Source organism: Sphaerotilus sp. (assembly GCF_034519685.1).
Classification (GTDB): Bacteria; Pseudomonadota; Gammaproteobacteria; order Burkholderiales; family Burkholderiaceae_C; genus Sphaerotilus.
The window spans coordinates 710,468-734,943 of the sequence record NZ_JAXHOF010000003.1 but is presented as its reverse complement, the minus strand read 5'-3'; the positions used below and the strand labels follow the sequence as shown (position 1 = coordinate 734,943).

Sequence of the window (24,476 nt, the reverse complement as noted above, 5' to 3'; positions counted from 1 at the left end):
CTAAAGCAGCGGGACCACGGTGCCCAGCACCTGGTCGGCGCGCACCAGACCGCTGGCGCGGTAGCGCGAGTCGAAGGAATCGGGGCTGGTGCCCTGCACGTAGTAGCGCCCCGGCGGGATCACGACTTCGGCGATCGGCTCGAGCGGCCGCCGGTCGAAGGCGTGCGTCTTGGCCGTGCCGACGACCTCGCCATTGATCGACACAATGCGGCCGGCGACGGTCACGTGGTCGCCGGGCAGGCCACGCACGACCTTGAAGAAGGGCTGCCCCTGCAGGCCGGGGTAGGCCGCCCGGGCTTCGCCATCGAAGGCGAACACGATGTAGTCACCGCGCTTCAGTTCGTGGGCGCCGTGCTGCAGCCAGGCGATCCGGCACGGCAGGCTGGGTGTCCAGTTGAACAACACCGGCACGCGCGGCGTCGGATCGACGAAGAGCCGCAGGTAGGCAAGGGCCCAGATCGCGAAAACCGGCAGGTACAGGTACCAGCGCTGCCGCATGTGCCGCAGCAAGAGAACAAGTGCCTGGACCTTGGGGGAGTCGCGCAAGATCATGGCGCTTCCACCTTGTGCCTGAGGTGGGCCGTCAGATCCACCGTGCGTGGCGTTGCGCCGGCGACCGCGCTCTTGAGGACGACCAGACAACCACACTCGCGCGGCAGCTCGTCCAGCGCTGCCGGCAGCCGCTGCGCGAAGACGCGCGCCATCGCCATCGCCTTCTGGCGCTCGTCGTCGGAGCCGGCCTTGGTCAGGATCAGCGTGAACTCGGCTTCCTTCTGCCGGTAGACCTCGCCGACGTCGACGATGCCGACGCGCAGCGCCGGGCGCACGACCCAGTGGTCGTAGGCGGCGAGCATCGCTGCGGCGGTGAACAGCGTGGCCGCAGCTTGGAGCGACAAAGACACGGCGGCTCTCATACCGCGTGTCCCCGCCGGCGCAGCAACTCGGCGATCGCGTCGTCGATGCTGTAGCCCTGTGCGCGCAGCTCGTCGATCGGCGCGTTGTCCTCCAGCTTGTTCGAGAACAGCAGGTGCGTGGCCGGATCGAGGATGTTGCGCGCCACGCCTTCGCCGACCGGCGACGAGATGTAGAGCTCGGAGAACACACCCGGCTCGGTGCGAAGGGAATTCAGCAGCCGCTTCTTCGGCTCATCCATCGAGAGTCGCCCCTTGCGGTCGAGCATCTCGATCGATTCGGGCTTCTGCCGCAGCAGGAACACCCAGTCCGAGCAGTTGAAGGCCGCCTCCATCTGCGCCGAGCCGTAGTAGTCGTCGGCGCTCTGCGTCGCGGTGCCGAGCGAGCCGCCGTACTTGCGGGCGCGCCTGGCCGCTTCCTCGACCACCGCGGCCTTGACCGGATCGTCGGCGCCGATGTCACCCAACTGCTGCTTCAACTCGTCGATGAAAAGCACCTTGCGCCGGTTGCGCGTCAGGTACATCTCGCCGGTGATCTGGTGCAGCAGCAGGATGTTCACCACCGCATGCAGATCGGGCCGGCGCTTCAGCTCCTCGTTCTCGATGACGATGAAGTCGTTGCTGAAATCGACGTTGCTGCGCCCCTCGAAGAAGCGCTCGTACTGACCGCCACGCGCATAGGGATTGAGCATGACCGCGAGATCGCGGATGCGCGGGTCGTCGCGCACGCCCAGCTCTTCGATGGTCCCGGTCTTGAAGGCGTCGCGCAGCGCGGTGACGGTCAGGTCGTTGCCGTACTGGCGGAAGAGCTTGAGCACCATCGCCGAGATTGCCTTGTACTGGACCTCGTCCAGCGGCCGCGACATCGAGGCCATCTTGGAGATGGCCGGCACCAGCATGTCGATGTCTTCCTGGATGTCGAGAATGTGCGTGAACGGGTTCAGGCAGATGTCGACTTCGGGCTTGAACTCGATGTAGGTGCCCTTGGCCTTGCGGCACAGCTTCTCGAACGAACGGCCGAGGTCCAGCATCCAGACCTTGGCGTCGATGGCGCGATAGGACCAGGCCATCTCGTTCATCAGCACCGACTTGCCGGAGCCCGGAGCACCGATGATCGCGAAGTTGTAGTTGCCCAGGTCGTTGTCGAACAGGTCCAAGGTCATCAGCTGGCCGCGCCGGCCGCCGAACACCAGCGCCGGCGTGCGCGTGCCGCGCCATTCGCCGATCAGTGGCGCCAGGTGAATGGCGTTGGCCATGGTCTTGCGCGAGACGCGGCGCATCTTGGCAAGGTCGCGGTGGAAGCGCTCCGACAGCGTCATCGGCAGACTGGCGAGCAGCGCCTGCCGGTGCATGTAGGTGTCGGCGTTGAGCTGGAATCCGCGTCCGCGCCAGATCGCGTTGGCGGTCTCGTGCGCAGACACCGCCCGGGCCGGACTGGAGAAGATCGCGAGCTGGTGGTACAGGCTGACCAGGCTGCCGCCGGTGTCGATGGCCTCGGCCGCGGCGGTCCAGTCCTGCAGCTTCTTGCCCACGTCGGGCATCACCTCGGCCATCTTGCTCTTGGCGTTCTGCGTCGCCCGCACGTGGTTGGCGGTGACCACCGACTTGGTGACGTTGGGGTCGAGCACGTGAGCACCCATGGTCAGCAGGAAGGGCGCGGTGTACTGCAGCGCCGGCTGCATCAGGTCGCCAATCAGCGAGCCCATCTGCCAGAGCGCGAAGCGTTCGGGGAAACTCTTGATCGAATAGAAGCGCGCCTCCAACACGTCCGGGCTGCTCTCCTTCCACAGCCGCAGCCCGCCGGGCTGCGCATCCTGGATGGTGTCGAAGTCGACGATCTGGTCGCGGATCTCGCGGCCATCGTCGTAGTGCAGGTTCGGCGCGTCCGTCTGAGAAATTCGATCCGGGTTGGTGAACAGCGCGCACCAGTTGATCAGGTCGGCAGCGTCGCAGACCTGGTTCGGCAGCGAGGCCGAGCGCAGCGTCGAGGCGATCGACTCGCGCAGCGCCAGAACCGCGTCGCGGCGATTGAGATCCTCGGCGTCGCCGGGTAGGCTGACGCTTAGCATCAGCCGGAAATCCCGGATCGTGTAGTGGAAGCCCGTGGTCAACGAATGCTGTGCACCGTGCAGCAAGTGACCGACGCGCTGGCGCGCGAGGCGGCGGAACAGGTTGTCGTTGCGCGCGGGCCGGCCCCAACGCTGGGCTTTCTCGGTCTGGTCTTCGTCCTCGACGCGCAGATTGGTGTAGCGGCGCAACTGTTCGCGGATGTGCGGTGACGCGAACAGGTGGAACTGCAAGCCGGTACCGGGCGGGCAGTTGGCGTACAGCGACATCAGCACCTCGGCCATGCGCTCGTCGGCGCCCGACTGCGGCATCACCTCGAGCATGAAGCCCAGGCTGTCGCGGTTGACGAAGAGCTTCTCCGGGGCGAGGTAGGCCGAGTAGGGCAGCCAGGACGCGAACTGCTCGGCCGGGGTGTTGGTGGTCTGGCCGAAGCCGAACAGCGGTGGGCGCTGAGGTTGGCTTGGCTGAGGAGCGGTGGTGGTTGCTTGCATGGTGCTCATCCCTACTCGTTGTTGTCGCCACTGCGCGGGGCAGGGGCGACCGGAGACGGAGTTCCAGGAAATGCACCGTCCACTGGACGAGGCAGGCTCTTGAGGTTGGTGGGCAGCGCGGCGCCGTCTTTGGCCTCGGTGGCTGCGGCGCGTGGTGGTGGCTTCAACGGCGCATAGGTGGCGCGGATCTGCCGCTGCACGTGCTCGATTTGCCATTGACCGGCATCGACCTGCACGTAGACGTAGCCCTGGTCGTACAGGTCGTGATCCGCGTCTTCCCAGGGCTTGAACCATAGGCGCAGGATGCGCGGTGAAGAGCGCAGCGAGACGGGAGTGGCCGGGATGCTCTCGGTCATAGCGGCGGGGGTGACCACACTGGCCGTGGGAGCCGATGCCGGCGGGCTGCCGGAGGCCGCCGGCGTGTTCGCGCGTCGACGCTGGCTGGGCAGGTTGTTCTGCACTGCGTTGGCGTAGGTGCCGGACACGGAGTCGCAGGTCACGCCGTCGGGGGCCTTGCAGGCGTAGCTCGAACTGCCGCTCAGGCCGGACAGGTTCATGCAGCCGCTGATGCCGCTGCAAATGGCCAGCATGAGCCCGGTCAGGCCGCAGGCCTGCGGCAGGCGATGGGCTCGGTTCATGGCCGCACCTCCGCAGATGCCTGCTTCAGGCGCGCTTCGAGCACGCTGCGCTCCACGTAGCCGTCGGTGCGTGTTCCATCGGCCCAGATCAAGGTCGGCGTGCCCTGCACCCCCAGCCGGTGTGCCAGCGCCAGGTTGCGCTCCACCGGGTGCTCGCAGGTGGCGGTCTGGCTCAGCGACGCCGCATCGCCCTGAAGCATGTAGCGCTGCCAGGCCAGTGCGCGGTCGGCGGCGCACCAGATCGCGATCGGCTTGGCGCTTCCCTGGAAGGGCAGGAGGAAGGTGTAGACCGTGACGTCGTCGATGCCGGCCAGTTCGGGTTCGAGCCGGCGGCAGAACGAACAACCCGGGTCGCTGAAGATCGCCACTTTGCGCTGCCCATTGCCGCGCACCGTCTTGATCGCATCGGCCAGCGGCAACTGGTCGAACTCCACTTTGTCCACCGCGACCTCGGTTGCCGGACTGGGTGCCGAGCGCGATGCCGACGCGAGCTTGGGCCCCGTCAGGTCGCGCATCGTCTGGGTGTCGAACACGCGGCCAAAGACGAAATAGCGCGGGTTCCTGGCCGAGACGTAGGCGACGTTGCCGTTCATCCAGACTTCGTAGAGCCCGTCCACCGGAGAGCGCGTGACCTCGGTGAAGCGCGTGCCGGGGTTGGCCTTGCGCAGGCGTTCGAGCAGTCGGGTCTCGTCGGGCGTGGCCGCGGTTGCTGGTGCGATGGCACCCGCGAGTACGGTCAGCAGCAGCGCTGCGCAGCATGCGCGGCGCATGCGATCAGTAGTCGCCATCATCGGTAGGCTCCTGGTAGCGGGAGGTGGGAAGTGGGTTGGAGCGAGGCGCCTCGACCGACGTGGCGACCGAGGCGGTCATCGGCACATCGATGCGCACGCCCTTGGTGATCACGACGTCGATCTCGCGGCCGGCGTCGATCTCGATCACCGGGAAGGTGTTCTCGGCCAGCTTGATGTAGTACTGGGCGAGCCGGTCCAACGCCTTGCCCACGCCGCTGCCGATGCCGGCGCGGTAGGCCTCGGCGCCGGAGGCGCTGGCGATGGTGCCGAGTGCCGAGGTGCTGTAGGTGGTCGATGCGCTGGACACGCCCTGGCCGATGCCGCTCACCACACCGGCCAGCAAGGCATTGGCGAGCATCTGACCTTGCTTGGTGACCAGGCGCCCACGCATGCCGACCTTGCCGTCTTCGCCGTAGACGCTGCCCTGGACCTTGACCTCCAGGGTCGCGCCGTCGGCGCGCACGCAGGACAGGTTCTCGGTGCGCAGGTACGCGCGCTCGGAGCTGATGTCGCCGTAGCCGGCGGCGATCACGAAGCAGTCGCGGTACTCGCCCCGGAAACGGTTGGGCAGCACCGAGTTGTCCGACAGGCGGATCAGTACCGGGTGCGGGTTCGACTGCGACTGGCCGCCGGTGGGTGCATCCAGACCACCCAGCAGCGTGCCGCGCGTGAAGCTCACGGGCAGGAAGGTCGAGACGGTGCGCGCGTCGCTGGTCGCAGCCGCGCCGGGGCTTGTGCCCGCCGGTGAGGTCTCCGCCGCCTTGGCTCGGTCGCTCAGCGTGATGCGGGTGAGCACCGGGGCTGCCGGCGCCGGCGCGGTCGGCGTGGCCAGACCACCCGGCACGCCTGGCGGCATGGCGCCGGGCCGAGCCAGCGGCGGCGGAAGACTGGCTGCGGGTGGCATGCCTTGCGGCGCGGGTGGCATCGGCGCCGGCGCTGTTGCCGGCGGCGCGTTGGATGCCGCCGCCTGCGTTGCCGAAGTCAGCCGCTGTTCCAACTCGGAAAAGCGCTGCATCGTGCGCGCCTCGAAGGCCTGCCGGTCCTTATTGAGCCGGCCCTGTTCCTCGCGTTCGGTCTCGTACTGCGCGAGCTTGCTGCCCGCCGTGCCGACCCACTGGTCCACCGGGTTGACTTGCTGGCCGGGTGGCATCACGCCGATGTTGGTGACGGCGCTGGGCGTGCCGGTACCGGTCTTGATGGCCTTGTCCTTGCCGCTGTTGTCGTTGGCCGCAAAAACCAGCCAGAGCAGCCCGATGCCGCCCAGCAGCACGCCACCGAGCATCGCGACCTGGCGCTGCTTCGGCGACAGGCGCTCGACGATGCGCCGCAGTGCATCCCGAAGCCCGTTACGCAGCGCAGCGGCGGGTTTGAAGTTGGCACTGTTCATTGCGTGCCTCCACGACGGATGACGAACACGCTGGTGCTCTCGCCAGGGCGCAGGTTGTGGTGCTCGATCGCGACGCCAAGCACCTGGCCGCCATCGGCGCTGTTGGGGCGATCGAATTCCTGCTCGGCCAGCACCATCACGGTCGAGCTGACGTTGTGCAACTGGTAGTGTTCTCCGACCAGGCTGCGGCCTTCGTAGCGCCGTAGCAGCAGGAGCCTGGCTTCCGCCCAGAGTTGGACGGGTTGGTTGATCTCATCGACGCGTATGTCCGGAGTTACGCGGTCCGAGGCCATGGCCACCAGCAGGGCCTTCATCGCGCGGACGTGGTTCGCCGAAGTGCCTTGGGGGCCCTGGGTGGCCGGCGATCCGACGGCGGCTGCCGTACGCGCGGTCTTGTCGCGGATGACGATGGTGTCGGCCGGCGTGTCGGCGCGGCGCAGCAGCAGCGTGTAGGTGGCCTGGGCCGACGAGATGAACAGGTTGACGGGCTTGCCCTTCCCATCCAATGTCTCGCCCATTGGCCGCACGTAGATCTCGCCCTTGTCGCGGTCGCACTCGAGCACGATCTCGCCGGCGGGATTCACGAGCGGGCCTGCGTTGCCGCCGGGCGTAGAGACGCCGGGGCTCGTTCCCGCCAACGCCTGGGGCGGCACGCCACAGTTGCTCGAATAGATGCTGCCGAACACGTCGGTGATCGGCGCGCCTTCGATGCGGATGCGGGTCGCTTCCTTGATCGACACGATGGCCTCGACGGCCACGCCGTCGCGGGCTTCGATCACCTGCAGCGCGAACGCAGGCAGGGCGGGGACCGCGGCGAGGAAGAGGACCGCCGACCGGTTCAGCCATCGCCGCGTGGCGTGGCCGCCCGATCGCTTGCCGGAGCTACGGAGCAGCATTGGGAATCTCCTTGAAGGTCTTCAGGTGCATGCGTCCGCCGGCGTAGCTGAACTCGACCAGGTAGGCCTTGGCGTCGTTGGCGGTCTCCAGGCCGTTGACCAGGGTGCGCAATCGGCCCCGCACGACCACGCTTTGCGCGTCCTCGCTCGGCACCAGTTGCTGGGGAGCGAAGACGGTGCTGGCGTTGATGCGCTTCAGGCGCGCGGCCTCCAGTTCCTGGCGGGTCTTCAGCGCACCGTGCTGTTCAGGCTCGACGTAGCCGAGCAAGATGTCCTTCTTCCAGTCGATGGACGAGGGTGTGACGTCCAGCACCAGCCAGGCGATGAAACTGCCCATCTGTTCGAGGTATTCGCTGCTGGCCTTGTCGCGCTCGACCCAGAAGGACTTGTTGAGCGACGGCGGCACGACCAGCGTGCGCACCGAACCGAGCAGGTTCAGGATCACGACCAGCGCGACGATCTGGCCGATGGCGAGGGCGCCGACGGCCAGGCCGAGCCCGCGGTTGCGGCGACGCAGTTCCTTGAGGTCGCCGTTGAGCCGGTCGAAGTCCATGGTCGTTTCCTCGAGGCTTCAGCCGACCATGCGCCGCAGGTGCGACGGCGGCGTGGCGCGCAACATCGTCATCGGGCTGGTGGGCAGGTGCCAGTACAGCCAGTGCACGGCAAAGGCCGGGTGCTTGTCGGCCTTGATGCGGGCGATCCAGCGCGAGCTGAACATGCCCGCGGCCAGGCATGCGACGAAGGACAGCTTCGATCCCGACATGTAGCCCATGAACAGGCCGAACAGCAGTGGCGCGGCGACGTCGACGTCCCAGAAGCCGATCTTCCACTGGTCGTCCAGGCGACGCGGGATGTAGGTGTTGGCTTGCATGCGGCCTCCAGGAAGCGTCGGTGCCGCAGCGTCAGATCACCGCGCCCATGATGGCGCCGGCGATCACGAGACCGACCGCCGCGAAGATCGCCAGGCCGACGTAGAACAGCACCGGGCCGAAGTTGCGCAGCGCGGACAGCGAGATCAGTGCGACGACGAAGCCCACGAAGCCGACCAGGGCCTTGATGCCTGGGCCGAGCGCGGCGATTTGCGTGAGCGCGGAGACCATCGGGCCGGTGATGCCGGTGAAGGCCACCAGGTCCAGGGCGTAGCCGGGCATCGCGATGCCCAGGCCGAGGGTGAGCAAGGCCAGCAGCGCGAAGGCGGCCAGCGGCTTGCGGTTGATGACAACGGGGCGAAGGACAGCAGTGCTCATGAAGAGGCTCCAAATGAGGGGAACACAGGGTGCGAATGCGGTGTTGAGGGCGGCGCAGAGTGCGGCCGACGTCGCCGCGCGGCGGCGCACGGGCTGCGGCCGGCGTGAGCCAGCGCGGTGGCTGTGGCTCGGTACTCTCGAACGGCGGGCAGGGCGTCATGGCGTCCTTCCCGTTCGCGGCGTGAAACTGATCTCGACGCGGCGGTTCTGCGCGCGTGCCGGCTCGGTGTCGTTCGCAACGGCGTAGCAACAGCGCCCCTTGGCGTCGATCGAGATGCGGGCGGGCAAATCCGGCGCCAAGTCCAGCAGGTGATCGCGAATGGCGAGAGCCCGTGCGAAGGCCAACGACTGGTTGAGTGCCTCGCTGCCCAGATCGTCGGTGCGGCCGGCGATCACGATTCGATCGGTGCGCTGCAGGTCTGCCAGCGCGTCGCGCAGCAGGGCTTTGTGAGCGGTCGTCAGTGCGGCGCTGTTGATCCTGAAGTGCAGGACCAGCGTGTGGGGCGCCGGGGTTGTGAGCAGCGTGGACGGTGGCGGGGTGGTGTCCCTGCCCGGCGCCGCACTGGCGGTTTGGGCGATGGCCTGGGGAACGACGCGCGATGCGGCAGGAGCAGGAAGCGCCGCGAGCGTCTTGGATGTCACGGTGGGACAGGCGGGCTCCACGCAATGGGCGTATCGGGCCTCGCGTGCAAAGTCGAGTTGTGTGATCCGGTGGGTGGCGGATGCGGACCCTGGTGCGTGCGGCGAGTCGAGCTTCGCGACGTCGGTCCCGAACAGCCCGCAGGCGACGAGCGACAGGCCGCAGAACATGGCGACGAGCACGCCGAGCATCAATGCGGTTCGGCTCATGGCGACACCCGTGCGGCGAGGATCGGGCGTGCCGAGGCGATAGCGGCTTGGCCCTGTTGCGCCTGCACAGGCCCGCTGCGTGGAAGGCGGCGATAGACCAGCCAGGCGTATCGGCTGCGCGCCGACTCGCAGGCACTGCCCTTGAGCTGCGTGCAGGCGGCGTTGTAGGCACCGACGCCTTGCCAGCTGACGCCGTGCTGCGCGAAGTTCTGCGCGAGCAGCCAGGCGCCGACGTGGATGTTGGTGCAGGGGTCCTGCAGATCGCGCTCGGTGATGCCGTGCCGACCCAAGGCAGGCAGATTCGAGCTGTTGATCTGCATCAGCCCGATGTCGTAGCTGCCGGTGCGCTGACGATGGGTGAGGTTGACGGCCGCCGAATTGAGGTTTGACTCGACGCGGGCGATGGCGTAGAGCAACTGCGGCGACACGCCGTAACGTTGGCCAGCCTCGTCCCAGCAGGCGCTGGCCCAGCCGGGAAGCGCGATCAGCAGAATCGATGTAGCGACGTGCAAAAGCGGCATGGCTCACCTCGTAGGATCCGAACCACTCCGCAAAGCGCGGAGACGTGGGTGAGGTCGCTCGGGGCGGCCGGGGTCGGAGGCGGGTGAGTCCGGGTGCAGCCCGGGCGGGGTCAGTCAACGATGCCGTGCCCGGCATGAGGCTCCGGGGGGTTGGCGCGTGTGCAGGTCGGGAACGGGTGGAGGGCGGGTTGAAATCGGGTATGGCCGTTGGCCAGGGTGCGCGCGATCACGCGGACAGGATCACCTTGCCGATGGCCGAGCGGCGCACGATGTTGATGCGTGCATGTCGCAACGTCGTCGCGCCGCTCCGGTCCTCTCGGCACGCCAAGGCCACACAGGCCGTGGTCAACTGGTCGAGTTGAAATTGTGGGTTGGGGTAGCGGTTGCTGGGTGAGCGCTGCAGGGCCTGCAACTGCTGGTACTGGTCACGCCACATCGACTCCTTGCGACGCGGCGTGCCGGGTGCACGCATGATCAGCTCAGCGCCGAGGTAGCCGAAGAGGCGATCCGAGGCGTCCTCTTGCGCGAGGAGCTGGGATACGCAGGCGCTGATCAAGTCGGGCACGCGGAACTTCGGCGACACGTTCAACCCACTTTGAAGCAGGGCGTAGAGCCAGTCATGCTCCTCGACCCAGACGAAGGTTTCGATCGTGTCGCCGGTGTCCGTGCGGCCGGGCATCGCAGTCGAAACGGTGGTCGATTGGATCGGCGTGGTTGGTTGCATGGCGTGTGTCTCGGCCGGTGACTTGATGGACTCCAGCGTAGACATCGGCGTCGTTCCCGTCGCGCGGCAATTCGGGGCAAGGCAGGTCGAATTCGCCATCGGCGCGCGAACGGTCGGCGGCTGGGCTTACGGCCGTCGGTGATAGCTCGCCGTGCTGCCTCGAACGAATATCGCAACGACCAGCGGGACCGAGCCCCAGACCATCGGATCGATTGGGATCGGCAGGACGAATGCCAGCACAGTGCCGCAAACGACGGCAATGGCGGCACACGCATGCAGCGCGAAGACCTCCGGGTTGTGCTGCTTGAACTCCATGGACCGGATTACCCGCGTCAGCAGGCCGTCCGCGAACAGCGCCGCCACGATCAGCCAGAGCGCGGGCAACCATTCGAGCAGCGCACAGAAGCGGTAGGTGGCTAGCGCCAGCAGCGCGTCGATCGAGCGGAAGTAGACGTTTTGAAAGAGGCGCTGGTTCACGCGGCCCATCTCGTCGGCGACGGCGGCGTGGACTTGGTCGGGCGAGGGGGCGTTCGCGCCGGACGGCACCGGGTTCACGCCCGCCATGCCCGCCTGCAGATCCAGCATGCGATTCAGGATGCGCAGCGCATGCGGTTGCCCCCAAAAGCGCTCGTTCATCAGCTGTTCCGAGCGCAGTTGCGCGACGAAGCGTTCGGGCGGCATGGCCGCAGGCAGGTACAGCACGAGCACCAGCAGCAAGGTCAACGACGCGATCGCGGTCAGCCGAATCATGGTGCGCTGGCGGTTGCGGTTGCGGTTGCGGTTGCCGCCGCTGCTGGCTGCGCCGAGCCGGGTGCGCTCGTGTCGGGGATGGTGAACCGCCCCTTGATGCGCCGGCCGCCGGAGATCGAGGCGAAGTACTGCAGGTTGGGCAAGCGTCCCAGCACGTCGGCCGGCACGATCTCCTCGAAGCTCTCGGTGAGCTGGGTCGAGTGGCTGGATGAGAAGTCGCCCAGATGCGCGTCGCCGCCGTGGCTCAGCCCCACGCGAACGGTGTGGATGGCCGTCTTGCCAAAGGTCTCAACGACAAAGTCCTGTGTCGGCCGATCCTTGGTCCTCAATGCGATCAGGTTGTTCAGGTTGCCCAGCGCCATGCGCGCAGCGTCCTCGCTGCCCAGGCGCTTGGCCAAGTCGGCCAGTGTCTGCATCGCACAGGTGGTGTAGATGCCACCCTCGGCGCCCTTGTTGAGGATCTCGATCAAGGGCTGGTTGATGACGTTCGACACCTCGTCGACGAACAGCGAGATGCGGCGATAGCCGCCCAGGTTGTAGCGCATGCCGGCGCGCGCAGCCAGGTCGGCCAGCGCGAGCGCGCCGATCGCGGAGGCGACTGAGGGGTCAGGCAATGCATCCAGGCACATGTACAGCACATGGCCGCCGCGCTCGATCTTCTCGAAGTTCATGATCGGGCGCACGTCATCGGCATCGAAGGGGTCCGGACTCAGGCTGCGACCCAGATCGCCGGAGGTCAGCATGGACAGCACCGGCAGCAGGTTGGCGGTGATCTTCTGGTAGTGCTCGCGGTTGTGGCGGAACACGCGCAGTTGCGAGTCGATCACCTTGTTGCGCTGCGACTGCGGCACCTGGTGCTCGTAGTAGGACGCGAAGGCCATCAGGTCGGCGGTGGTCGCCTCCGACGGCCGCCTCATGTTGCCGCGGTGGGCCTCGTTGAGCAGACGCTTCATCTCGGGCTGCTCGCGCCATTGGGCCCCCAGCTCAGCCTCGAAGAAGCGGCGCAGCGACTGTTCCAGCACGGGCTCGATGCCGCCCTCGATGTAGCGGGCCAGTTTGGCGAGGTTGGGCCGTTCCTCCAGGTCCACCAGCGCCTGCACGACGACGTTCACCGCGTCCCATGCGAAGGCGCCGAAGGCTCCGGCCGTGTCGGGCGGCAGGATGGCCTGGATGCGAGATGGCAGCTCGGTCGGTTTCTGCCAGTTGAACGTGAAGTCCAGGCGGGCGCCCCGCTCCGGGAAGGCCGGATGGAACTCGAGAAAGCAACCCCGCTCGCGGTACAGCTCGCAGGCGCGCATCGCGGCGCGTTTGAGGCGCACGCTGTTCTTGGGGTCGATCACGATGACCACATCGCCGCGGCGGATGGCCTGGCCGATCAGGTTGGCCAGGGCCACCCCCTTGCCTGATTGCGTCGTGCCAACCAGCAGTGTGCCGCCCTCGAAGTTCTGCAGCGGTCGGTGTTGTGGATGTTCGATGGGCTCGACGCCGTGGATGTAGGGCAGACCGATCTCCGCATCAGGCTGTGGCCGCACGTCATGGCCGAGCAGGTTGAGCAGGCGAGGTGAAACGGCCAGTTGGCGGTGGTCGATCTTGGAGAGTTCGTAGAGACGCTGTGAATGGTGCGGCTGCCACTCGAAGCCGAAGCCAAGGAAGACTTGATCCGGATCGCGCGTCAGACGCTCCAGCTGGTCCGGTGGCATGACTTCCATGGCGCGTCCGGTCAGCGACGCGCGTGCGACCAGGATGCGCAGGGACTGGAGTGCGCGCAGCGCCGCCAGCGCAAGACAGCACAGCGCCAGCGGCAGCGACACCCGGACTGGCACGCCGGCACGCTGGGCCGCCCAGGCACTGCCCAGCGCGGCGAGCAGCCAGACGGTCGCCGCATAGGCCTCGTAGGCCCGGCGCCACGGCATCTCGTAGGGGCGGATCAGCATGTCAGCTGCCCTCGTGCGGGTCAATGTCCTCGGGCGCGATGAATCCCGAGACGTGGCGCGCGGCGATGATCACTCCGGGGACGGGCGCTCCATCCACGTCGCGATGCGCCATGGGGATCGCAGCGAAATCGCCGGGTGCCAGCATCCGGACGTCGCTCAGCGCGCGGATCGCGTGCGGGGTCTGGATGCCGCGCGCCTGCAGTTCGGCAAGAGGGACGAACAGCCCGGTGGGGACGCGGCGTGCGGCTGCTGCTCCTGCGCGGCCGTTGAGTTCAGCGACGATGTCGTCCAGGGCCTTGCGCACGGCGACATCCAGTCGCATGGGCGCGGCCAGCGACAGCGCTGGTATCGAGGCCGGAGCTGCTTCGGCGGGTCGAACGTTGGGTCCGGTATGGCCCTCGACCGACAGATGCAGCAGCGAGCCCAGAGGCGCCGGTGGCTCGACAGGCGGCACATAGAGGATGGCCGGCGACGAGAGCTTCATCGCCTCGACGGGCGTTTTGGCGCCTGGAGGCGTGACAGGCCACAGCGAAGTGCCGTCGTCCTGTGGCTGTGCCGCGCCGGCGATCAGCAGGGCGTCGAGCATGGCTTGCGGTTCGCGCGGCATGCCCGGCATCTGGTCGGTGTCGAACAACTTGCGGATGTCGTGGGCGGCACCTGGCCAGACGATGAACAGGCCGTCTGAGGCGTACCAGACGCGGGATCTCTCGGCATTTGCAGTCCAGGCTGCGTTCGATGCCACGAGGCGACGCATCGCGTCGACGAGGTACTGACCCAGATGCTGGCCTGGCGTCGGCGACCCACTTCGTACGGCACGCGCGCGCAGGTGACGGTCGATCACGAGGGCGGCGGAGCGGCGAACCAATTCGTCGAGCACGTTGTGCTGGCCGTACAGCGGCATGCCCGAGATGCTGGACAACAGATGAGGCACGACGACCGCATTGCCATCGGCCAAGTGCTGCAGCACGTCGGGTGGCAGCATGAGGCGCAAGGCGAATACACCTGCAGCGCGGCAACTCGGCGCGCCAGGCTGCCAGCCGAGTTGGTAGCGCTCGATCCGTGCATCCCCGAGCCAGCGCGCGAGTGGTGTGATGCAGCTCGGCCAGCGCTGCCCCGCCGGATCCGACACCGTGAGCTGGTTCAACGTGCAGTGGAGCTCGCAGCACATGCCCGCGATGAACGTGGCCAGCCGCCAGCGCGGCTCCAGATGACGGCGCGCAGAGATCGTGGCCCTGCCGGAAAAGATGTGGGCGTCGGTGCCCTGCAGTGCGAAGAAGGCAACTTCCAGCCCCAGTTGCAGCAATCCGCCGGGATCGCTGAAGTAGTTGTTGGCGGTGGCCGGCAGCAGGTGGACATAGGCCGCGTAGCCACGCACGACGGCCAGGATGTCGCGCTCGAAACTCGGTGGATCCACGCCGTAGCAGATCCTGATGCGATCGAGCAGTTCGCCGTGCGGGGCCAGGATCTGGTCCACGGGCAGCGCGGCGATGTCACCGCCGCGCGCCGAAGGCGTCCAGTTGGCGGGGCCCGCGCCGTGGGTTGGTGGAGAAGTCTGGGTAGCGCCGGCAGGATTGGACATGTAGTGTGCACCGGCGTTTGGGGCCTCCATCGTCATCGCATCTCTGGCGCCCATGCCACTGAAAAGTCGATCTCTGGTAGCTCCATATCGAAGGTGGCGGCTCAGCGCATGGCGCGCAGCACCAAACCGATAGGCAGCAGAACTTCGGGTGGTTCGCCCACCTCCACGGCCGCAAACGAGTCCTGAATGCGGGGATCGCGCGGGAAGCGCTCAAGCAGCTTGCAAAAAGGGCACTCAGCCGCCGCGCCGTTGCTGGCCAGCAGGCCGGTCAGGAATTGCGACGCGCACGCGGGGCAAGTTGCGAGCGAGAAACTGCGCTGCGATGCCACCCAGCGGCCGTCGAAGTGCGAGACCAGATCGAAGGCGCGATCCATGTTCAGTCGAGGGCGGCCCTTGCAGGCAGCGACGTAGTGTGCGTAGCCCTGTACCAGTGCGCGCGCTGGGTCGATGCCGACCTTGCACAAGCGCCGGTAGATCGACACCAACATGCAAGACTGAATGCGATTCGGCAGGTCGGTGGTGTAGTACCACTCGCGCGAATCCGGCGGCCGGCCACGCTGCGAGGGCCTGGGGTGGCCGTGAAACAAGCGGTTGATCTGCGAGGCACTCAGCCCGGTGAGCACTTCGACGGTGCGGGTGCGTGCGCCCAGTTGTACGCAGTCGCGGGCCAGCTCCAGCGCGCGAATGTGGCGTTCGGCGGCTGCGTTGCTCCGGGCGGTGCGCATGAATGCCTCATGTCGCCGAGCGAGACTGCGGTGCCTGATTTGTCGTGCTGGCGAGGGCTTCGGACGCTTCCGGCAGCGGGGCTGGGCGCGGCGGGTGAACCGCAAAGAGAGGGGCCAACAGCGGCAGGGGCAGCGAGAGCAGCTGGCTCAGATTCTGGCGAGGCAGAAACAGGCATTCGTTGCCGAGATTCACGATGATGGAGAAAATCTGTGCGTGCGACAGCGCCGTGACCAACTGGCCCAGGTCTTCTGCAATGCCGAATTGGCAGCAGGCGGCGACGGCGTTCTTCAGGACGCAGTCGCGGATCGTCATCAGCAGGCACAGGTTTGCCATCTGAACCTCGGAAAGACCGTCGATTGACCCCATGTCGCCTCCTGCGGACCAACGTCTGCCATCGGTCGCAAGATGCCTTGCATGCCCGTAGGTGGAAGTTATTCTTCAGCAGGAGGCCAGGTCAAGATCAATTTATCCTGACCGTCAACCATGCAGCACCCACAACTCCAGGTGGGCAACTCGTGGGCTCGGACACGACGTGCTGCCGGTGAAGCACCCCGGCAAATCACCCCAACCAGAGGCAATGGCTAACCGACTATCGGAGCGGCCATGAAGGCAACTGCACGAACTGCTGCGGTGCGAGGCACTGCCGACAAGGCCGCAAAGCCCGACCACGTTGCGGGAAAGCTCGCGGCGCTGAAACTGCGCCCGATGATCCGGGACCGGCTGCTCGCCGCGATGGGTCTGAGGGTGATTGGCAAGGGTGCTGGGAGGAATCGGGCTGAAGCGCTTCTGGCGGTCCGGTTGACTCGACAGGCAAAGCAGCGTTTGCGCGGGCAGGATTGATAAAAGAAGGAGGGCAGCTCATGGCTGTCCCTCCCCCAGGAACTCACGATGAGGCGTTCATCACGCCGCTTCGGCGAGCCCCTTCCACTCGGTGGCAGGCAGCTCGATCAGCTTGCCACCCAAGGCTTCGAACTCGGTCGCCCGGTCGTAGTCCTCGACCTCCTGCGAGAAGTGCGTGACGGCGTTGACGAGGCCGTAGCCCGACAAATCGCCTTCGGTGATCAGGTGCCGCAGCACACCGCTGCGCTCGCTGTCGTTGAGCGTGTAGCGCTGGGCCAGCACCTCGACCGTCTTCACCGGATCGCCGATGAGTGGGATGTTCAGCGTCCGCTGCATCTTGATCGCGGTCTGCCGGAACGTGGTCTCCGACACCGCCGCCTGCACCACGTCGCGCACGCGCAGGAAGAAGGCCTTGTCGTCGGCGCGCAGCGTGTCCTCCTGGTAGACGGCGATGCCTTCGTCCTCGGTGGCCAGCGTGCGGCCGACGTGCGTCTTGCGCAGCGAGCGGTCGGCGGCGATCAGGCCGTTGCGGCACAGCAGCCTGAAGACCAGCGGCTGCACCGACAGCATGCCCTGTCCGACCTCCGAGTTGGAGATCACCAGGCCGGCTTGCACGATGTCGCCGGGCGCCATCTCGTAGGTCAGGCGCGGCGTGACGACCTTCAGGTACATCTTGGTGTCGGTGAGTTCCACCGATTCGAAACGCACCTCTGGCAACTGCTGCAGGATGGGCAGCACGCTCTCGGCGAGGTCGAAGTTGTCCAGTCGGCGGTAGCGGTCCGACAGCACCGCGCGCACTTGACCATCCAGCGTGCGGATCATGCGGCGGTCGTCGTCGCTCTGCAGCCAGGTGTTGACGTTGCGGTCCAGCAGCACCGGTTGCTCTTCGCGCATGCGCTCGAAATACGCGTACGGAATCTTCAGCTTGTCGGCGAGTTGCCGGCGCGCCAGCGGCGTGACGCCGTAGCGCACCGCGCCGCTGTTCTCTTCGATCACGAGACGGGTGTCACCGCGATCGTCGGTGTCGTGCCGCAACAGCGACGACGACACCACCAAATCCTTCTTCGAGTGCAACTGGCGCTCCAGTTCCTGGGCCAGGCTCACGAGAGAACGTCCGTTCTTCATTTCAAACTCCATTGGATTGGAAGGAACGGAGACGGCACGACCCATCCGCGGGGTGCACGTCCCCGTGGGGTTGACGAGGAGAAGGGCAGCAGGCCCAACTCAGGGACGCGCGAGAGGTCGCGCGGGTTCAGATGCCGTCGGCGGCGAGAGCGGCCGTCAGCACATGGCGAGTCATGCGGCGCGCCTGACGGCGCTCACGCGGGCCCACCAGACATCCGCCCAGTCGCTGCCGGGCTGCTTGGGCAGGAAGACCTGCACCTGGCGCGGCACGTGACGGGCCATCTTCATCAGGCGGCGCGCCAGCGCAAAGGCGCTGGCTTGGCCGTCGAACTGGGAGTCAGCGTCGTTGTCGGCGTAGATGCAGACGCGCTGCACCGAGTCCGGCAGAGAGAGCTTCTCCAGATTGCCCGCGCTTAAGGCCGCCCACACCGGTTTGCCGGTGGCCAGATGCACCGCGAGCGCGGTCTCGATGCCCTCAGCGACGCCGAGTTCGTCGGTGGCTGCGAACAACCTCACCGACGCGCCGTTGATGCCGGAGGACAAGACCTTCTTGGCATCCGGAACCATAGCCTTGCGGCCGCCGCTCAGGTAGGTCCGGTGCAGCGTGACGGCTTGGCCGTCGGCGCCATCGATGCGGGCCAGCATGGCCGGGTACTCGGCGACCTTGCGCGACTTGCCGCCCTCGGTCTTCTCGAAGTAGCCCAGCGCCGGATGGAATCGCAGCGCGACCGGATGGGTCGGCAGCGACAGTCCACGGCCACTCAGGTAGCGGTCCACTTCGTCGCCCGGCGTCACGGGTACGGCCTCATCCCAGATCTTGCGGGCGAGCTTCTTCATGCGTTCGGCCAGGGGAGCAGCACTGAACTGCGTGGTTGCCGGCATGGCACCGACGCAGCGCTCCACTTCGCCGAGGGCCTTGACGAAGTCCCAGCCCGTCAGTGCCTGCAACAGCTTGAAGGGCCCTCCGGGTCCGCAGCCGTGACAGAAGTAGGTGCCTTCACCGTCCTTGTCGGTGTAGCGGAAGCGGTCCTTGCCCTTGGCGCAGACGGGGCAGCCCTGGTTGCTGCCCTTGAGGCAGGGGTGGTCTCCGGTCAGGCTGCGCAGGATCTCCGTCCAGCGGCCGGCGGCGCGTTGCTTGACGTGTTGGACGCGCACGTCGCATTCGTCCTTGGTCATGGTGAACTCCTTGTGGGTGAACCCGCGAGGCAAGGACGCGCCGGAACAGTCCGGTGTGACTCCAATGCAGCAGGCGGGCGAATGGCAGGGCGCCATCGATGGGCGAAAGTGACCCGGCCCGTCGATCGGGCTCAGGACATCGCGAGGGAACTCCGAGGCTGACTTGGTGCTCGCCGATGCGGGCCAGGTGTGTCAGCTACCTGTGGGGAAGACTTTCCGGAGCGGGCAATGCGGCGAAGGCGCACGACCAGTTCGGGAAAGGAAGCCGCAGCTTCCTCCCCAGGCGCAACGAGATCAGTCGATCAGCTCGATGGCGTGCTCGCCCGCGACCTGCCCGACCGTCACCCGAAACGCCTTGCCATGCAGCAAGGGGTACTTCTCCAGCCGAAGTTCGGCCAGCAGTGTGTTCAGCGTGTCCTTCGGGTTCACTGACCGCAGCAGCCGGATCAGATCGGCCAGGGCCTCGCGGTCGGCCTCCAGATCGTCCTCGCGGAACTGTTCGTTCGAGTCGATGAAGTTCGAGGCCTGGCGCACGGCGTCGCCGCTGGTCTCGCCCTCGGGGATGTAGAGCCTGCCGTCGCTGTAGACGCCGGCATCAGTGATCTCCACCGCATCGCCGCCCACCGTCACGCGGACGCTGCGGCACAACTGCAATTCCGGCCAGACCCAGCGGCCTTCCAGCGTGGTGCTGGCCTGCACGCCGATCGGCTCCACGGTCACGTCCTCGTCGTCGAGGTAGCGGACGTGCGCCTGCACCCAGTGCGTCGGCCCCAACAGGTAGGGCGAGAACACGACGAGTCCTTTGGCGCGGGCGTACATCCAGCGCCCGGCGTTGTCTTCACCGATTTCCTCGACACTGACCAGCGTGACCTTGCCCGACTCGATGTCTTGCCTTGCCGGTGCGCGCGTCATCGTCTGCAGATAGCTTCGCTCGGTCGAATCGACTTGGATCGGGTAGCCGACGACGGCCTCGCAGCTCTCGGCCGGCAGCACGTCAACATCGTCGAGAAGGTCCAGATGCGACCAGGACCGCATGACGGCGTAGAAGTCGGCCACAAAGCGCTCGGGCAACAGTTCTGCCTTGCGCTCGAGCAGCACCTCACGCCACAGGGCCCGCAACTCGACCCGGATGCGCTGCTCCTGCTTGTCGGCGTCGATCAGCGTGTCGCGGTCTGGCAGGCGAGCCATGAACTCCTTCGGGTCGAGGTGGATGACGTTGACGCGGTGGCTCAGCGGGTAGCTGGGGCGGCGCATGACGCAGAAGCCCTGCAGGTAGACCTGCAGTTCGGTGCTGTGCTCGCCGTTCAGGGTGCCGACCAGGTGCACTTCGCCTATGGTCGTTCGCACGAAGTGCAGTGCGCCCTTCGCGTCGGGACGGATCAGCATCTGGCCGTTGAACTCGACGGGGACCTCGAAGCCGCGGCACAGCGTCTGGATGCGTTGTGCGAGGTCGGGCAGGTCCACACCTTGGAGCTGGACACGGGTGCCGCGCTCCATGGAGCCGTCGACGGCGCTGCTGGCATGTTCATTGATCCGCTGCACGTCGATGGACGCGCGGGCCAGCGCATTCTCGGTGTCGAAGTCGATGCGATGGCCACGCGACGCCACGGTGCAATGCGTGGCCGCGTACAGGCACTTGGTGAACCCGACACCAAACGGGCGTTCCTCCTGGCAGGTGGCGTCGTCCCATCCAGACTCGTGGAAGGTCAGCAGCTTCTGGAAGTCTTCGATGCCGGCACCGTCATCCTGCACGCGCAGGGTTCGGGCTTCGGCGTCGTGCTGAATCTGGATCAAGCTGGCACCCGCGCGGCGGGCGTTCTGCAGCAATTCGGAGACCAGGGTGAACCGGTCGGAGAAGGCGAAGCGTTGGTTGCGCAGCGCGCCGTCTTCGTTGATTCGAATGCGTATCTTCATGGAATCCTCGATGGTCAGAGGTGGGGGCGGTCGACCTGTCCTGTGTCGGATGAGGGCGAACCGCGATGAGATCGGCGCACGGCTGTGAATCAGCGCGTGACCGGGTGCGTGTAGAGCTGGCCGGCCCGCAGGGCCTCGCACAAGCTGTGGTCGTGAAACTCGGGGAGCAGCAGAAACTGCGTGCTCAGCGCCTTGTCGTCGTCGCCGAGGCGCTGCACCTTGCAGCCCAGTGCGTGCCACTGAAGCCGGTAGGTCAGGCGTTCGGCGCCAGCGATGACAAAGGTACGGCCCGCGTGGCCGGTAAGCACCTCGCACTCCTTGACGAGGTACTCGATGTCACCGGCCTGCGCGACACGGAACATCGGCTGGTCGGTGCGTTGACGGTGTTCAGTGCTGAGCATGTTGAACTCCATGGGGTGTGGGGGTGTTGCCGTGCGGTGGCGATCCATCGGATGCCGTCGGGGGCAACGCTGCGCTGGCATGAATCTCTTCCTGTTCTTCATTCGCGTCCCAGTACGCCGCCAGCCCGTAGGCGGCGAGGATTGCCAGGAGGCAGAACGTGTTCTTGATCGACGGCATGGGCTGTCCTTGGGAAGAGTGCGCCACCCGCTCCGGGATGGCGCTACGGCAGAGGGCCTTACGCGAACAGGTCGGACTGCACGGTGAGTTTTTTGAGCTGTTCGTTGATCCACTGCGGGTTCTTGGTCAGCCGCTGTTCGACCCATTCGGGATTGCGCTGCACGGCGTCGCGCACCCACTGCGGGTAGCGCGCCAGCGTCTCGCTCATCCAGACCCTGAGGCCTGCGCGGATGTGATCGCGGATCTCTTCCGGGTCGACCAGGCCGCAGTAGGGAATGGGCGACAACGGGCTGCAGCCAACCACCCGCAGGCAACTGGTGAACGAGAACGGACGCCCGTCCTTCTCGCGCTCGGTGAACACCCAGCGCAGGGTGTCGAGCTTGTCTTCGAGCGGTGTGTCCGGATCGCTCAGGCTGCTGACGTCCTGCAGCAACCGCCAATGCAGATAGACAACGTCTTCCTCCGTCCAGTCGACCGGGTTCTCGTCGTTGCCGAGCAGATGGGACGTGCAGGGCGTGGTTTCCGAATCGAACAGCCAGGGCGTGCCCAACTGCGCGGACCAAGCCGGCGCTGCTGCGAGGTGGGGCATGTCGGTGTAGGGCCCGTCGGCCTGACGGTGTGCGTTGATGTCGGGCATCGCTGCCTCCATGAGTGAGATGAAGGCACGGCTTCCCGTGGCGGGGGCGTGCCCACGGTGGGTGACGATCGTCGGATCGAGTCCGACGGCTTGAGGTATTGCTCTGGTCTTGCGACCTGGGCTGGCTGGGTGAATGGCGGCACGAGCCGCCTGATCGGAGCCAACGGCCGATCGAGAAAGCTGTCGGCGCGCGGTGAAGGTCGCGCCCCGAGAGATTTCGTCGATGCGGTGAACTCGCCGGTCGGGTTGCCGGCCTGTGGACGCCGGGTTGGTCGTCTCAACCGTGCGAGGTTGGTGCGACGCCGACGGCGATGGCGATCAACTCCAAGGCTTGCCGAAGTGGGTGCAGGGCCAGCTGCTGCGTGAACGGACAGTAGAGCTTGATGCCTACCGGGTCAACGTCATCGGCGGGCCAGGCCTCGCATGCCACAAGCACGTTGCCGGATTCACGACATCGTGGGTGCGGACAGTGGTGAGGCCGCTGCGCAGGTCACCGACCGCGAATTGGCGTCGGCAGCGTGGGAATTTCGAGTGGCGGCGCCGCGCGGTCCTGTCCACGATCGATCACAACCACGACCGGAGCATGCCCATGACAGCGACACCAGCAACGACCGCCATCGTGAAGGTCGACCAAGGCCGAGTGAACGAGCGCATCCTGGCGCGGGAGGCCAAGACCGATTTCCGGCGCGTCGAAGGTGCGAGCATCAAGATCATGGCGCGTTTCACCAGCGCCGAGGGCAAACGACTCTTCGTGCGCTTGTTCAACACCCTGCAGTTGAACGCGCACTTCATCTCGGTGATCGCGCGTACGCGTCTGGACTCTGACGGCGTGGCCAAGGTGGAGCAGGTGCTGCGCGACATGGTGGACGCGTCGGCCGAGGCCTTGAACCAGGCCATCGATGGCGCCGAAGCCCTGTTCAAGGCGCATGGCATCGAAGGCGTGGCCACCTACGACACGCAGCCGCTGGAGATCGAAGTCGGCATCCTCTCGTCGATCGGGCGGCGCTATCTCGAGGTACTGGGCAAGCTGGATCAGCTGATGCCGCTGCTGCAGACGCTGGAGATCCACGATGTCATCACCTCGCGAGCGGTGGACACTCAACGCGCGGGCCAGAAGCGGCAGGTGCGTGACGTTGCCAACGCCGCGCGGCGTCTCGCGACGGAATTGCGCAAGCGAATGGACGCCGCCGCTGCGGCGCAGGCCGGCGGCGCTGTACCCGGCCGACGCGGCGACCGCTCGGCGGCGTCACCGGATGAGCAAGGCTCGCTCGATCTCGCACCCGTGCTTGATGCCGCGTCCGAGCCCGCACCTGGCGTGATGGCAGACCTGGATGATGGACGCACCCCTCTGTCGGGCGACGAAGCGGGTCTTGACGGCGCCGAGGAGGAACCGCAACGCGAAGCGAACCCGGTGGACACGGACGAGCGCGGGGACGCAGTGAAAGAGGCTTGATCGCCGCCGCATGGCCTCGCCGTGCGAACGATCCGCCCAAAGACCGGTTGCGGGCGCGGCAAGTGATCGACGCGCCGCTGCGCGCCTTGATGCATGGGCCCGAGGACGCTACCGTCTCGACAGGTCGCATCACGTCGCGGCTCGCACCTCGGGTGCTTCCGTCTCTGAGCGAGGCGGCGTAGCAGTCGTCACCTGCCTGTGCCGCTCGCGGCCAATCCCGGCGCCTCGCGCCGTGCCCGGTTGTGCCGATGCCTGATTGCCGCATGTTTGCATCGGCATCCCGGTTGCGAAGACCGCGTGTACCTGATCCACACCTCCCGGCGGGACTCCGAGGAGTGTGTTGCGGAGCTTGCTGACGTTCCCTATCGGCTTGGCGCAACCCTGACCTAGCGCGGCCGCAACAGTGCAGGTCATGACCTTCGTGCGGCGCCAGCCGCCAACGGGGCAGATCATGCGTTCACCACCGCTTTCCTCATTGCCATCCACTGCCGCTGCACAAGCCGTGGCGGTGCCACCTCCACCCACCAGCCTTCGCCTGCCTGACACGGGGTTTCTGCGTCAGTCACAGGTCCTGCAGTTCGTGCCGATCTCGAAGTCCACGCTATGGCGCCGGGTCGAGGCGAGGACGTTCCCGCCGCCGGTCAAGCTCTCGCCACGGGTCACCGTTTGGCGGGCCGAGGAGATCAGGCGCTGGATCGCGCAGCAGGTGCCCAGTTCCTGACGCATCAGGCATGCGCGTGGCCGTGTCGCGCGTGTCGCCGGCCAGCGGGGCGTGGTGGGTCGGCGTAGCGGACAATTGCACCGCCCGCATGTGCGGGAGCCACTGCACCGACTACCCATGAACAAAGCCGAACTGATCGAACACCTGGCTGGCCAGCACGCCCTCACCAAGGCCGAGGCCGGTCGCGTCGTGCACACCCTGCTCGATGCCATCGTGACCACCGTCAAGAAGGGCGGGGCAGTGGTCATCCCGGGTTTCGGTTCGTTCAAGCAGCACGCTCGCGCGGCCCGCAACGGCGTGAACCCGTCCACCGGCGCCAAGATCAAGATCGCTGCGGCGAAGCTGCCGAAGTTCACGGCCGGCACCGCGTTCAAGGCGGCGGTCGATCCCAAGGCGGCTGCTCGCAAGCTTGCGAAGGCCAGTGGCGCAGGGCCGAGCAAGAAGGCAGTGAAGGCCAAGAAGGCCTGACGACTTTGCACACAGCGGTCGAGCATGACGGCCGTGAAAAGACCCCATCACC

28 protein-coding genes are annotated in these 24,476 nt (G+C 66.7%); 4 read left to right on the top strand and 24 right to left on the bottom strand.

Annotation, left to right across the window (positions count from 1 at the left end; all coding sequences use genetic code 11):
* From traF to U5O44_RS06885, 18 genes are all read right to left on the bottom strand, one after another.
* On the bottom strand, positions 1–552 hold the full coding sequence (gene traF / locus U5O44_RS06970; protein WP_322587736.1) for a conjugative transfer signal peptidase TraF: 552 nt from the start codon (positions 550–552) through the stop codon (positions 1–3).
* Positions 549–902: a hypothetical protein gene (locus tag U5O44_RS06965; protein WP_322587735.1), complete on the bottom strand. Its 354-nt coding sequence runs from the start codon at positions 900–902 to the stop codon at positions 549–551. Before U5O44_RS06965 ends, traF begins: the two co-directional genes overlap by 4 nt.
* An 8-nt stretch (positions 903–910) precedes the next feature.
* Positions 911–3,469 carry a type IV secretion system protein TraC gene (gene traC / locus U5O44_RS06960; protein WP_322587734.1) on the bottom strand — a complete coding sequence of 853 codons (2,559 nt, stop codon included), beginning with the start codon at positions 3,467–3,469 and terminating at the stop codon, positions 911–913.
* A gap of 11 nt (positions 3,470–3,480) precedes the next feature.
* Positions 3,481–4,107 carry a TraV family lipoprotein gene (locus tag U5O44_RS06955; RefSeq protein ID WP_322587733.1) on the bottom strand — a complete coding sequence of 209 codons (627 nt, stop codon included), beginning with the start codon at positions 4,105–4,107 and terminating at the stop codon, positions 3,481–3,483.
* Complete coding sequence (locus U5O44_RS06950; RefSeq protein ID WP_322587732.1) at positions 4,104–4,895, bottom strand: DsbC family protein; 792 nt, start codon at positions 4,893–4,895, stop codon at positions 4,104–4,106. Before U5O44_RS06950 ends, U5O44_RS06955 begins: the two co-directional genes overlap by 4 nt.
* Positions 4,882–6,285 carry a TraB/VirB10 family protein gene (locus tag U5O44_RS06945; RefSeq protein WP_322587731.1) on the bottom strand — a complete coding sequence of 468 codons (1,404 nt, stop codon included), beginning with the start codon at positions 6,283–6,285 and terminating at the stop codon, positions 4,882–4,884. The genes U5O44_RS06950 and U5O44_RS06945 overlap by 14 nt, the downstream gene beginning before the upstream one ends.
* Complete coding sequence (locus U5O44_RS06940; RefSeq protein WP_322587730.1) at positions 6,282–7,181, bottom strand: type-F conjugative transfer system secretin TraK; 900 nt, start codon at positions 7,179–7,181, stop codon at positions 6,282–6,284. The genes U5O44_RS06945 and U5O44_RS06940 overlap by 4 nt, the downstream gene beginning before the upstream one ends.
* Complete coding sequence (traE, locus tag U5O44_RS06935; RefSeq protein ID WP_322587729.1) at positions 7,168–7,734, bottom strand: type IV conjugative transfer system protein TraE; 567 nt, start codon at positions 7,732–7,734, stop codon at positions 7,168–7,170. Before traE ends, U5O44_RS06940 begins: the two co-directional genes overlap by 14 nt.
* An 18-nt stretch (positions 7,735–7,752) precedes the next feature.
* Positions 7,753–8,052 (bottom strand): type IV conjugative transfer system protein TraL, encoded by a 300-nt coding sequence (gene traL / locus U5O44_RS06930; RefSeq protein WP_322587728.1) that lies wholly within the window; start codon positions 8,050–8,052, stop codon positions 7,753–7,755.
* Positions 8,053–8,083: 31 nt separating this feature from the next.
* Complete coding sequence (locus U5O44_RS06925; protein ID WP_322587727.1) at positions 8,084–8,428, bottom strand: hypothetical protein; 345 nt, start codon at positions 8,426–8,428, stop codon at positions 8,084–8,086.
* Between the two features lie 156 nt (positions 8,429–8,584).
* The gene (locus U5O44_RS06920) at positions 8,585–9,277 is read right to left on the bottom strand and encodes an OmpA family protein (RefSeq protein WP_322587726.1); all 693 of its coding nucleotides are present in this window, start codon (positions 9,275–9,277) and stop codon (positions 8,585–8,587) included.
* Positions 9,274–9,798, bottom strand: coding sequence for a lytic transglycosylase domain-containing protein (locus U5O44_RS06915; RefSeq protein WP_322587725.1), 525 nt, complete (start codon positions 9,796–9,798; stop codon positions 9,274–9,276). Before U5O44_RS06915 ends, U5O44_RS06920 begins: the two co-directional genes overlap by 4 nt.
* Positions 9,799–10,024: 226 nt before the next feature.
* Positions 10,025–10,522: a hypothetical protein gene (locus U5O44_RS06910; RefSeq protein WP_322587724.1), complete on the bottom strand. Its 498-nt coding sequence runs from the start codon at positions 10,520–10,522 to the stop codon at positions 10,025–10,027.
* A 126-nt stretch (positions 10,523–10,648) separates the two neighbouring features.
* Positions 10,649–11,272, bottom strand: coding sequence for an IncC plasmid conjugative DNA transfer DtrJ family protein (locus tag U5O44_RS06905; protein ID WP_322587723.1), 624 nt, complete (start codon positions 11,270–11,272; stop codon positions 10,649–10,651).
* On the bottom strand, positions 11,269–13,206 hold the full coding sequence (gene traD, locus U5O44_RS06900) for a conjugative transfer system coupling protein TraD (protein WP_322587722.1): 1,938 nt from the start codon (positions 13,204–13,206) through the stop codon (positions 11,269–11,271). The genes U5O44_RS06905 and traD overlap by 4 nt, the downstream gene beginning before the upstream one ends.
* A gap of 1 nt (position 13,207) precedes the next feature.
* A complete protein-coding gene (gene mobH / locus U5O44_RS06895) occupies positions 13,208–14,785 on the bottom strand; it encodes a MobH family relaxase (RefSeq protein WP_322587721.1) in 1,578 nt (525 codons plus the stop codon).
* 101 nt (positions 14,786–14,886) lie between these two features.
* Entirely contained in the window at positions 14,887–15,510 is a 624-nt protein-coding gene (locus tag U5O44_RS06890; protein WP_322587720.1) for a FlhC family transcriptional regulator, read from the bottom strand.
* Between the two features lie 7 nt (positions 15,511–15,517).
* Positions 15,518–15,877 (bottom strand): hypothetical protein, encoded by a 360-nt coding sequence (locus U5O44_RS06885; protein ID WP_322587719.1) that lies wholly within the window; start codon positions 15,875–15,877, stop codon positions 15,518–15,520.
* A gap of 237 nt (positions 15,878–16,114) precedes the next feature.
* On the opposite strand from U5O44_RS06885, the gene U5O44_RS06880 reads away from it, so the two are divergent.
* The gene (locus tag U5O44_RS06880) at positions 16,115–16,351 is read left to right on the top strand and encodes a hypothetical protein (RefSeq protein WP_322587718.1); all 237 of its coding nucleotides are present in this window, start codon (positions 16,115–16,117) and stop codon (positions 16,349–16,351) included.
* 60 nt (positions 16,352–16,411) lie between these two features.
* Here U5O44_RS06880 and U5O44_RS06875 read toward each other — a convergent pair whose 3' ends face one another.
* The 6 genes from U5O44_RS06875 to U5O44_RS06850 all read right to left on the bottom strand — a co-directional run bounded on the left by U5O44_RS06875 (position 16,412) and on the right by U5O44_RS06850 (position 21,782).
* The gene (locus tag U5O44_RS06875) at positions 16,412–17,476 is read right to left on the bottom strand and encodes a DUF932 domain-containing protein (protein ID WP_322587717.1); all 1,065 of its coding nucleotides are present in this window, start codon (positions 17,474–17,476) and stop codon (positions 16,412–16,414) included.
* A gap of 171 nt (positions 17,477–17,647) precedes the next feature.
* Complete coding sequence (locus tag U5O44_RS06870; RefSeq protein ID WP_322587715.1) at positions 17,648–18,652, bottom strand: DUF7146 domain-containing protein; 1,005 nt, start codon at positions 18,650–18,652, stop codon at positions 17,648–17,650.
* A 294-nt stretch (positions 18,653–18,946) separates the two neighbouring features.
* Positions 18,947–20,566 carry an ATP-binding protein gene (locus tag U5O44_RS06865; RefSeq protein WP_322587714.1) on the bottom strand — a complete coding sequence of 540 codons (1,620 nt, stop codon included), beginning with the start codon at positions 20,564–20,566 and terminating at the stop codon, positions 18,947–18,949.
* 89 nt (positions 20,567–20,655) lie between these two features.
* Positions 20,656–20,967 carry a hypothetical protein gene (locus U5O44_RS06860; RefSeq protein ID WP_322587713.1) on the bottom strand — a complete coding sequence of 104 codons (312 nt, stop codon included), beginning with the start codon at positions 20,965–20,967 and terminating at the stop codon, positions 20,656–20,658.
* Entirely contained in the window at positions 20,954–21,145 is a 192-nt protein-coding gene (locus U5O44_RS06855; RefSeq protein WP_322587712.1) for a hypothetical protein, read from the bottom strand. The genes U5O44_RS06860 and U5O44_RS06855 overlap by 14 nt, the downstream gene beginning before the upstream one ends.
* 58 nt (positions 21,146–21,203) lie before the next feature.
* Entirely contained in the window at positions 21,204–21,782 is a 579-nt protein-coding gene (locus U5O44_RS06850; protein ID WP_322587711.1) for a hypothetical protein, read from the bottom strand.
* Between the two features lie 268 nt (positions 21,783–22,050).
* Here U5O44_RS06850 and U5O44_RS06845 point away from each other — a divergent pair, with 268 nt between their 5' ends.
* The 3 genes from U5O44_RS06845 to U5O44_RS06835 all read left to right on the top strand — a co-directional run bounded on the left by U5O44_RS06845 (position 22,051) and on the right by U5O44_RS06835 (position 24,424).
* The gene (locus U5O44_RS06845; protein ID WP_322587710.1) at positions 22,051–23,235 is read left to right on the top strand and encodes an AcaB family transcriptional regulator; all 1,185 of its coding nucleotides are present in this window, start codon (positions 22,051–22,053) and stop codon (positions 23,233–23,235) included.
* Positions 23,236–23,647: 412 nt separating this feature from the next.
* Positions 23,648–23,956, top strand: coding sequence for a helix-turn-helix transcriptional regulator (locus tag U5O44_RS06840; RefSeq protein WP_322587709.1), 309 nt, complete (start codon positions 23,648–23,650; stop codon positions 23,954–23,956).
* 117 nt (positions 23,957–24,073) lie between these two features.
* Positions 24,074–24,424: an HU family DNA-binding protein gene (locus U5O44_RS06835; protein ID WP_322587708.1), complete on the top strand. Its 351-nt coding sequence runs from the start codon at positions 24,074–24,076 to the stop codon at positions 24,422–24,424.
* The last annotated feature ends 52 nt before the right edge of the window (positions 24,425–24,476 follow it).

Excerpts from the sequence above, each read along its gene's own strand:
- traF (WP_322587736.1), bottom strand. The coding sequence starts at position 552 with ATGATCTTGCGCGACTCCCCCAAGGTCCAGGCACTTGTTCTCTTGCTG.
- traC (WP_322587734.1), bottom strand. The coding sequence starts at position 3,469 with ATGCAAGCAACCACCACCGCTCCTCAGCCAAGCCAACCTCAGCGCCCA.
- U5O44_RS06955 (WP_322587733.1), bottom strand. The coding sequence starts at position 4,107 with ATGAACCGAGCCCATCGCCTGCCGCAGGCCTGCGGCCTGACCGGGCTC.
- U5O44_RS06950 (WP_322587732.1), bottom strand. The coding sequence starts at position 4,895 with ATGGCGACTACTGATCGCATGCGCCGCGCATGCTGCGCAGCGCTGCTG.
- U5O44_RS06945 (WP_322587731.1), bottom strand. The coding sequence starts at position 6,285 with ATGAACAGTGCCAACTTCAAACCCGCCGCTGCGCTGCGTAACGGGCTT.
- U5O44_RS06940 (WP_322587730.1), bottom strand. The coding sequence starts at position 7,181 with ATGCTGCTCCGTAGCTCCGGCAAGCGATCGGGCGGCCACGCCACGCGG.
- traE (WP_322587729.1), bottom strand. The coding sequence starts at position 7,734 with ATGGACTTCGACCGGCTCAACGGCGACCTCAAGGAACTGCGTCGCCGC.
- traL (WP_322587728.1), bottom strand. The coding sequence starts at position 8,052 with ATGCAAGCCAACACCTACATCCCGCGTCGCCTGGACGACCAGTGGAAG.
- U5O44_RS06925 (WP_322587727.1), bottom strand. The coding sequence starts at position 8,428 with ATGAGCACTGCTGTCCTTCGCCCCGTTGTCATCAACCGCAAGCCGCTG.
- U5O44_RS06920 (WP_322587726.1), bottom strand. The coding sequence starts at position 9,277 with ATGAGCCGAACCGCATTGATGCTCGGCGTGCTCGTCGCCATGTTCTGC.
- U5O44_RS06915 (WP_322587725.1), bottom strand. The coding sequence starts at position 9,798 with ATGCCGCTTTTGCACGTCGCTACATCGATTCTGCTGATCGCGCTTCCC.
- U5O44_RS06910 (WP_322587724.1), bottom strand. The coding sequence starts at position 10,522 with ATGCAACCAACCACGCCGATCCAATCGACCACCGTTTCGACTGCGATG.
- U5O44_RS06905 (WP_322587723.1), bottom strand. The coding sequence starts at position 11,272 with ATGATTCGGCTGACCGCGATCGCGTCGTTGACCTTGCTGCTGGTGCTC.
- traD (WP_322587722.1), bottom strand. The coding sequence starts at position 13,206 with ATGCTGATCCGCCCCTACGAGATGCCGTGGCGCCGGGCCTACGAGGCC.
- mobH (WP_322587721.1), bottom strand. The coding sequence starts at position 14,785 with ATGTCCAATCCTGCCGGCGCTACCCAGACTTCTCCACCAACCCACGGC.
- U5O44_RS06890 (WP_322587720.1), bottom strand. The coding sequence starts at position 15,510 with ATGCGCACCGCCCGGAGCAACGCAGCCGCCGAACGCCACATTCGCGCG.
- U5O44_RS06885 (WP_322587719.1), bottom strand. The coding sequence starts at position 15,877 with ATGGGGTCAATCGACGGTCTTTCCGAGGTTCAGATGGCAAACCTGTGC.
- U5O44_RS06880 (WP_322587718.1), top strand. The coding sequence starts at position 16,115 with ATGAAGGCAACTGCACGAACTGCTGCGGTGCGAGGCACTGCCGACAAG.
- U5O44_RS06875 (WP_322587717.1), bottom strand. The coding sequence starts at position 17,476 with ATGAAGAACGGACGTTCTCTCGTGAGCCTGGCCCAGGAACTGGAGCGC.
- U5O44_RS06870 (WP_322587715.1), bottom strand. The coding sequence starts at position 18,652 with ATGACCAAGGACGAATGCGACGTGCGCGTCCAACACGTCAAGCAACGC.
- U5O44_RS06865 (WP_322587714.1), bottom strand. The coding sequence starts at position 20,566 with ATGAAGATACGCATTCGAATCAACGAAGACGGCGCGCTGCGCAACCAA.
- U5O44_RS06860 (WP_322587713.1), bottom strand. The coding sequence starts at position 20,967 with ATGCTCAGCACTGAACACCGTCAACGCACCGACCAGCCGATGTTCCGT.
- U5O44_RS06855 (WP_322587712.1), bottom strand. The coding sequence starts at position 21,145 with ATGCCGTCGATCAAGAACACGTTCTGCCTCCTGGCAATCCTCGCCGCC.
- U5O44_RS06850 (WP_322587711.1), bottom strand. The coding sequence starts at position 21,782 with ATGCCCGACATCAACGCACACCGTCAGGCCGACGGGCCCTACACCGAC.
- U5O44_RS06840 (WP_322587709.1), top strand. The coding sequence starts at position 23,648 with ATGACCTTCGTGCGGCGCCAGCCGCCAACGGGGCAGATCATGCGTTCA.
- U5O44_RS06835 (WP_322587708.1), top strand. The coding sequence starts at position 24,074 with ATGAACAAAGCCGAACTGATCGAACACCTGGCTGGCCAGCACGCCCTC.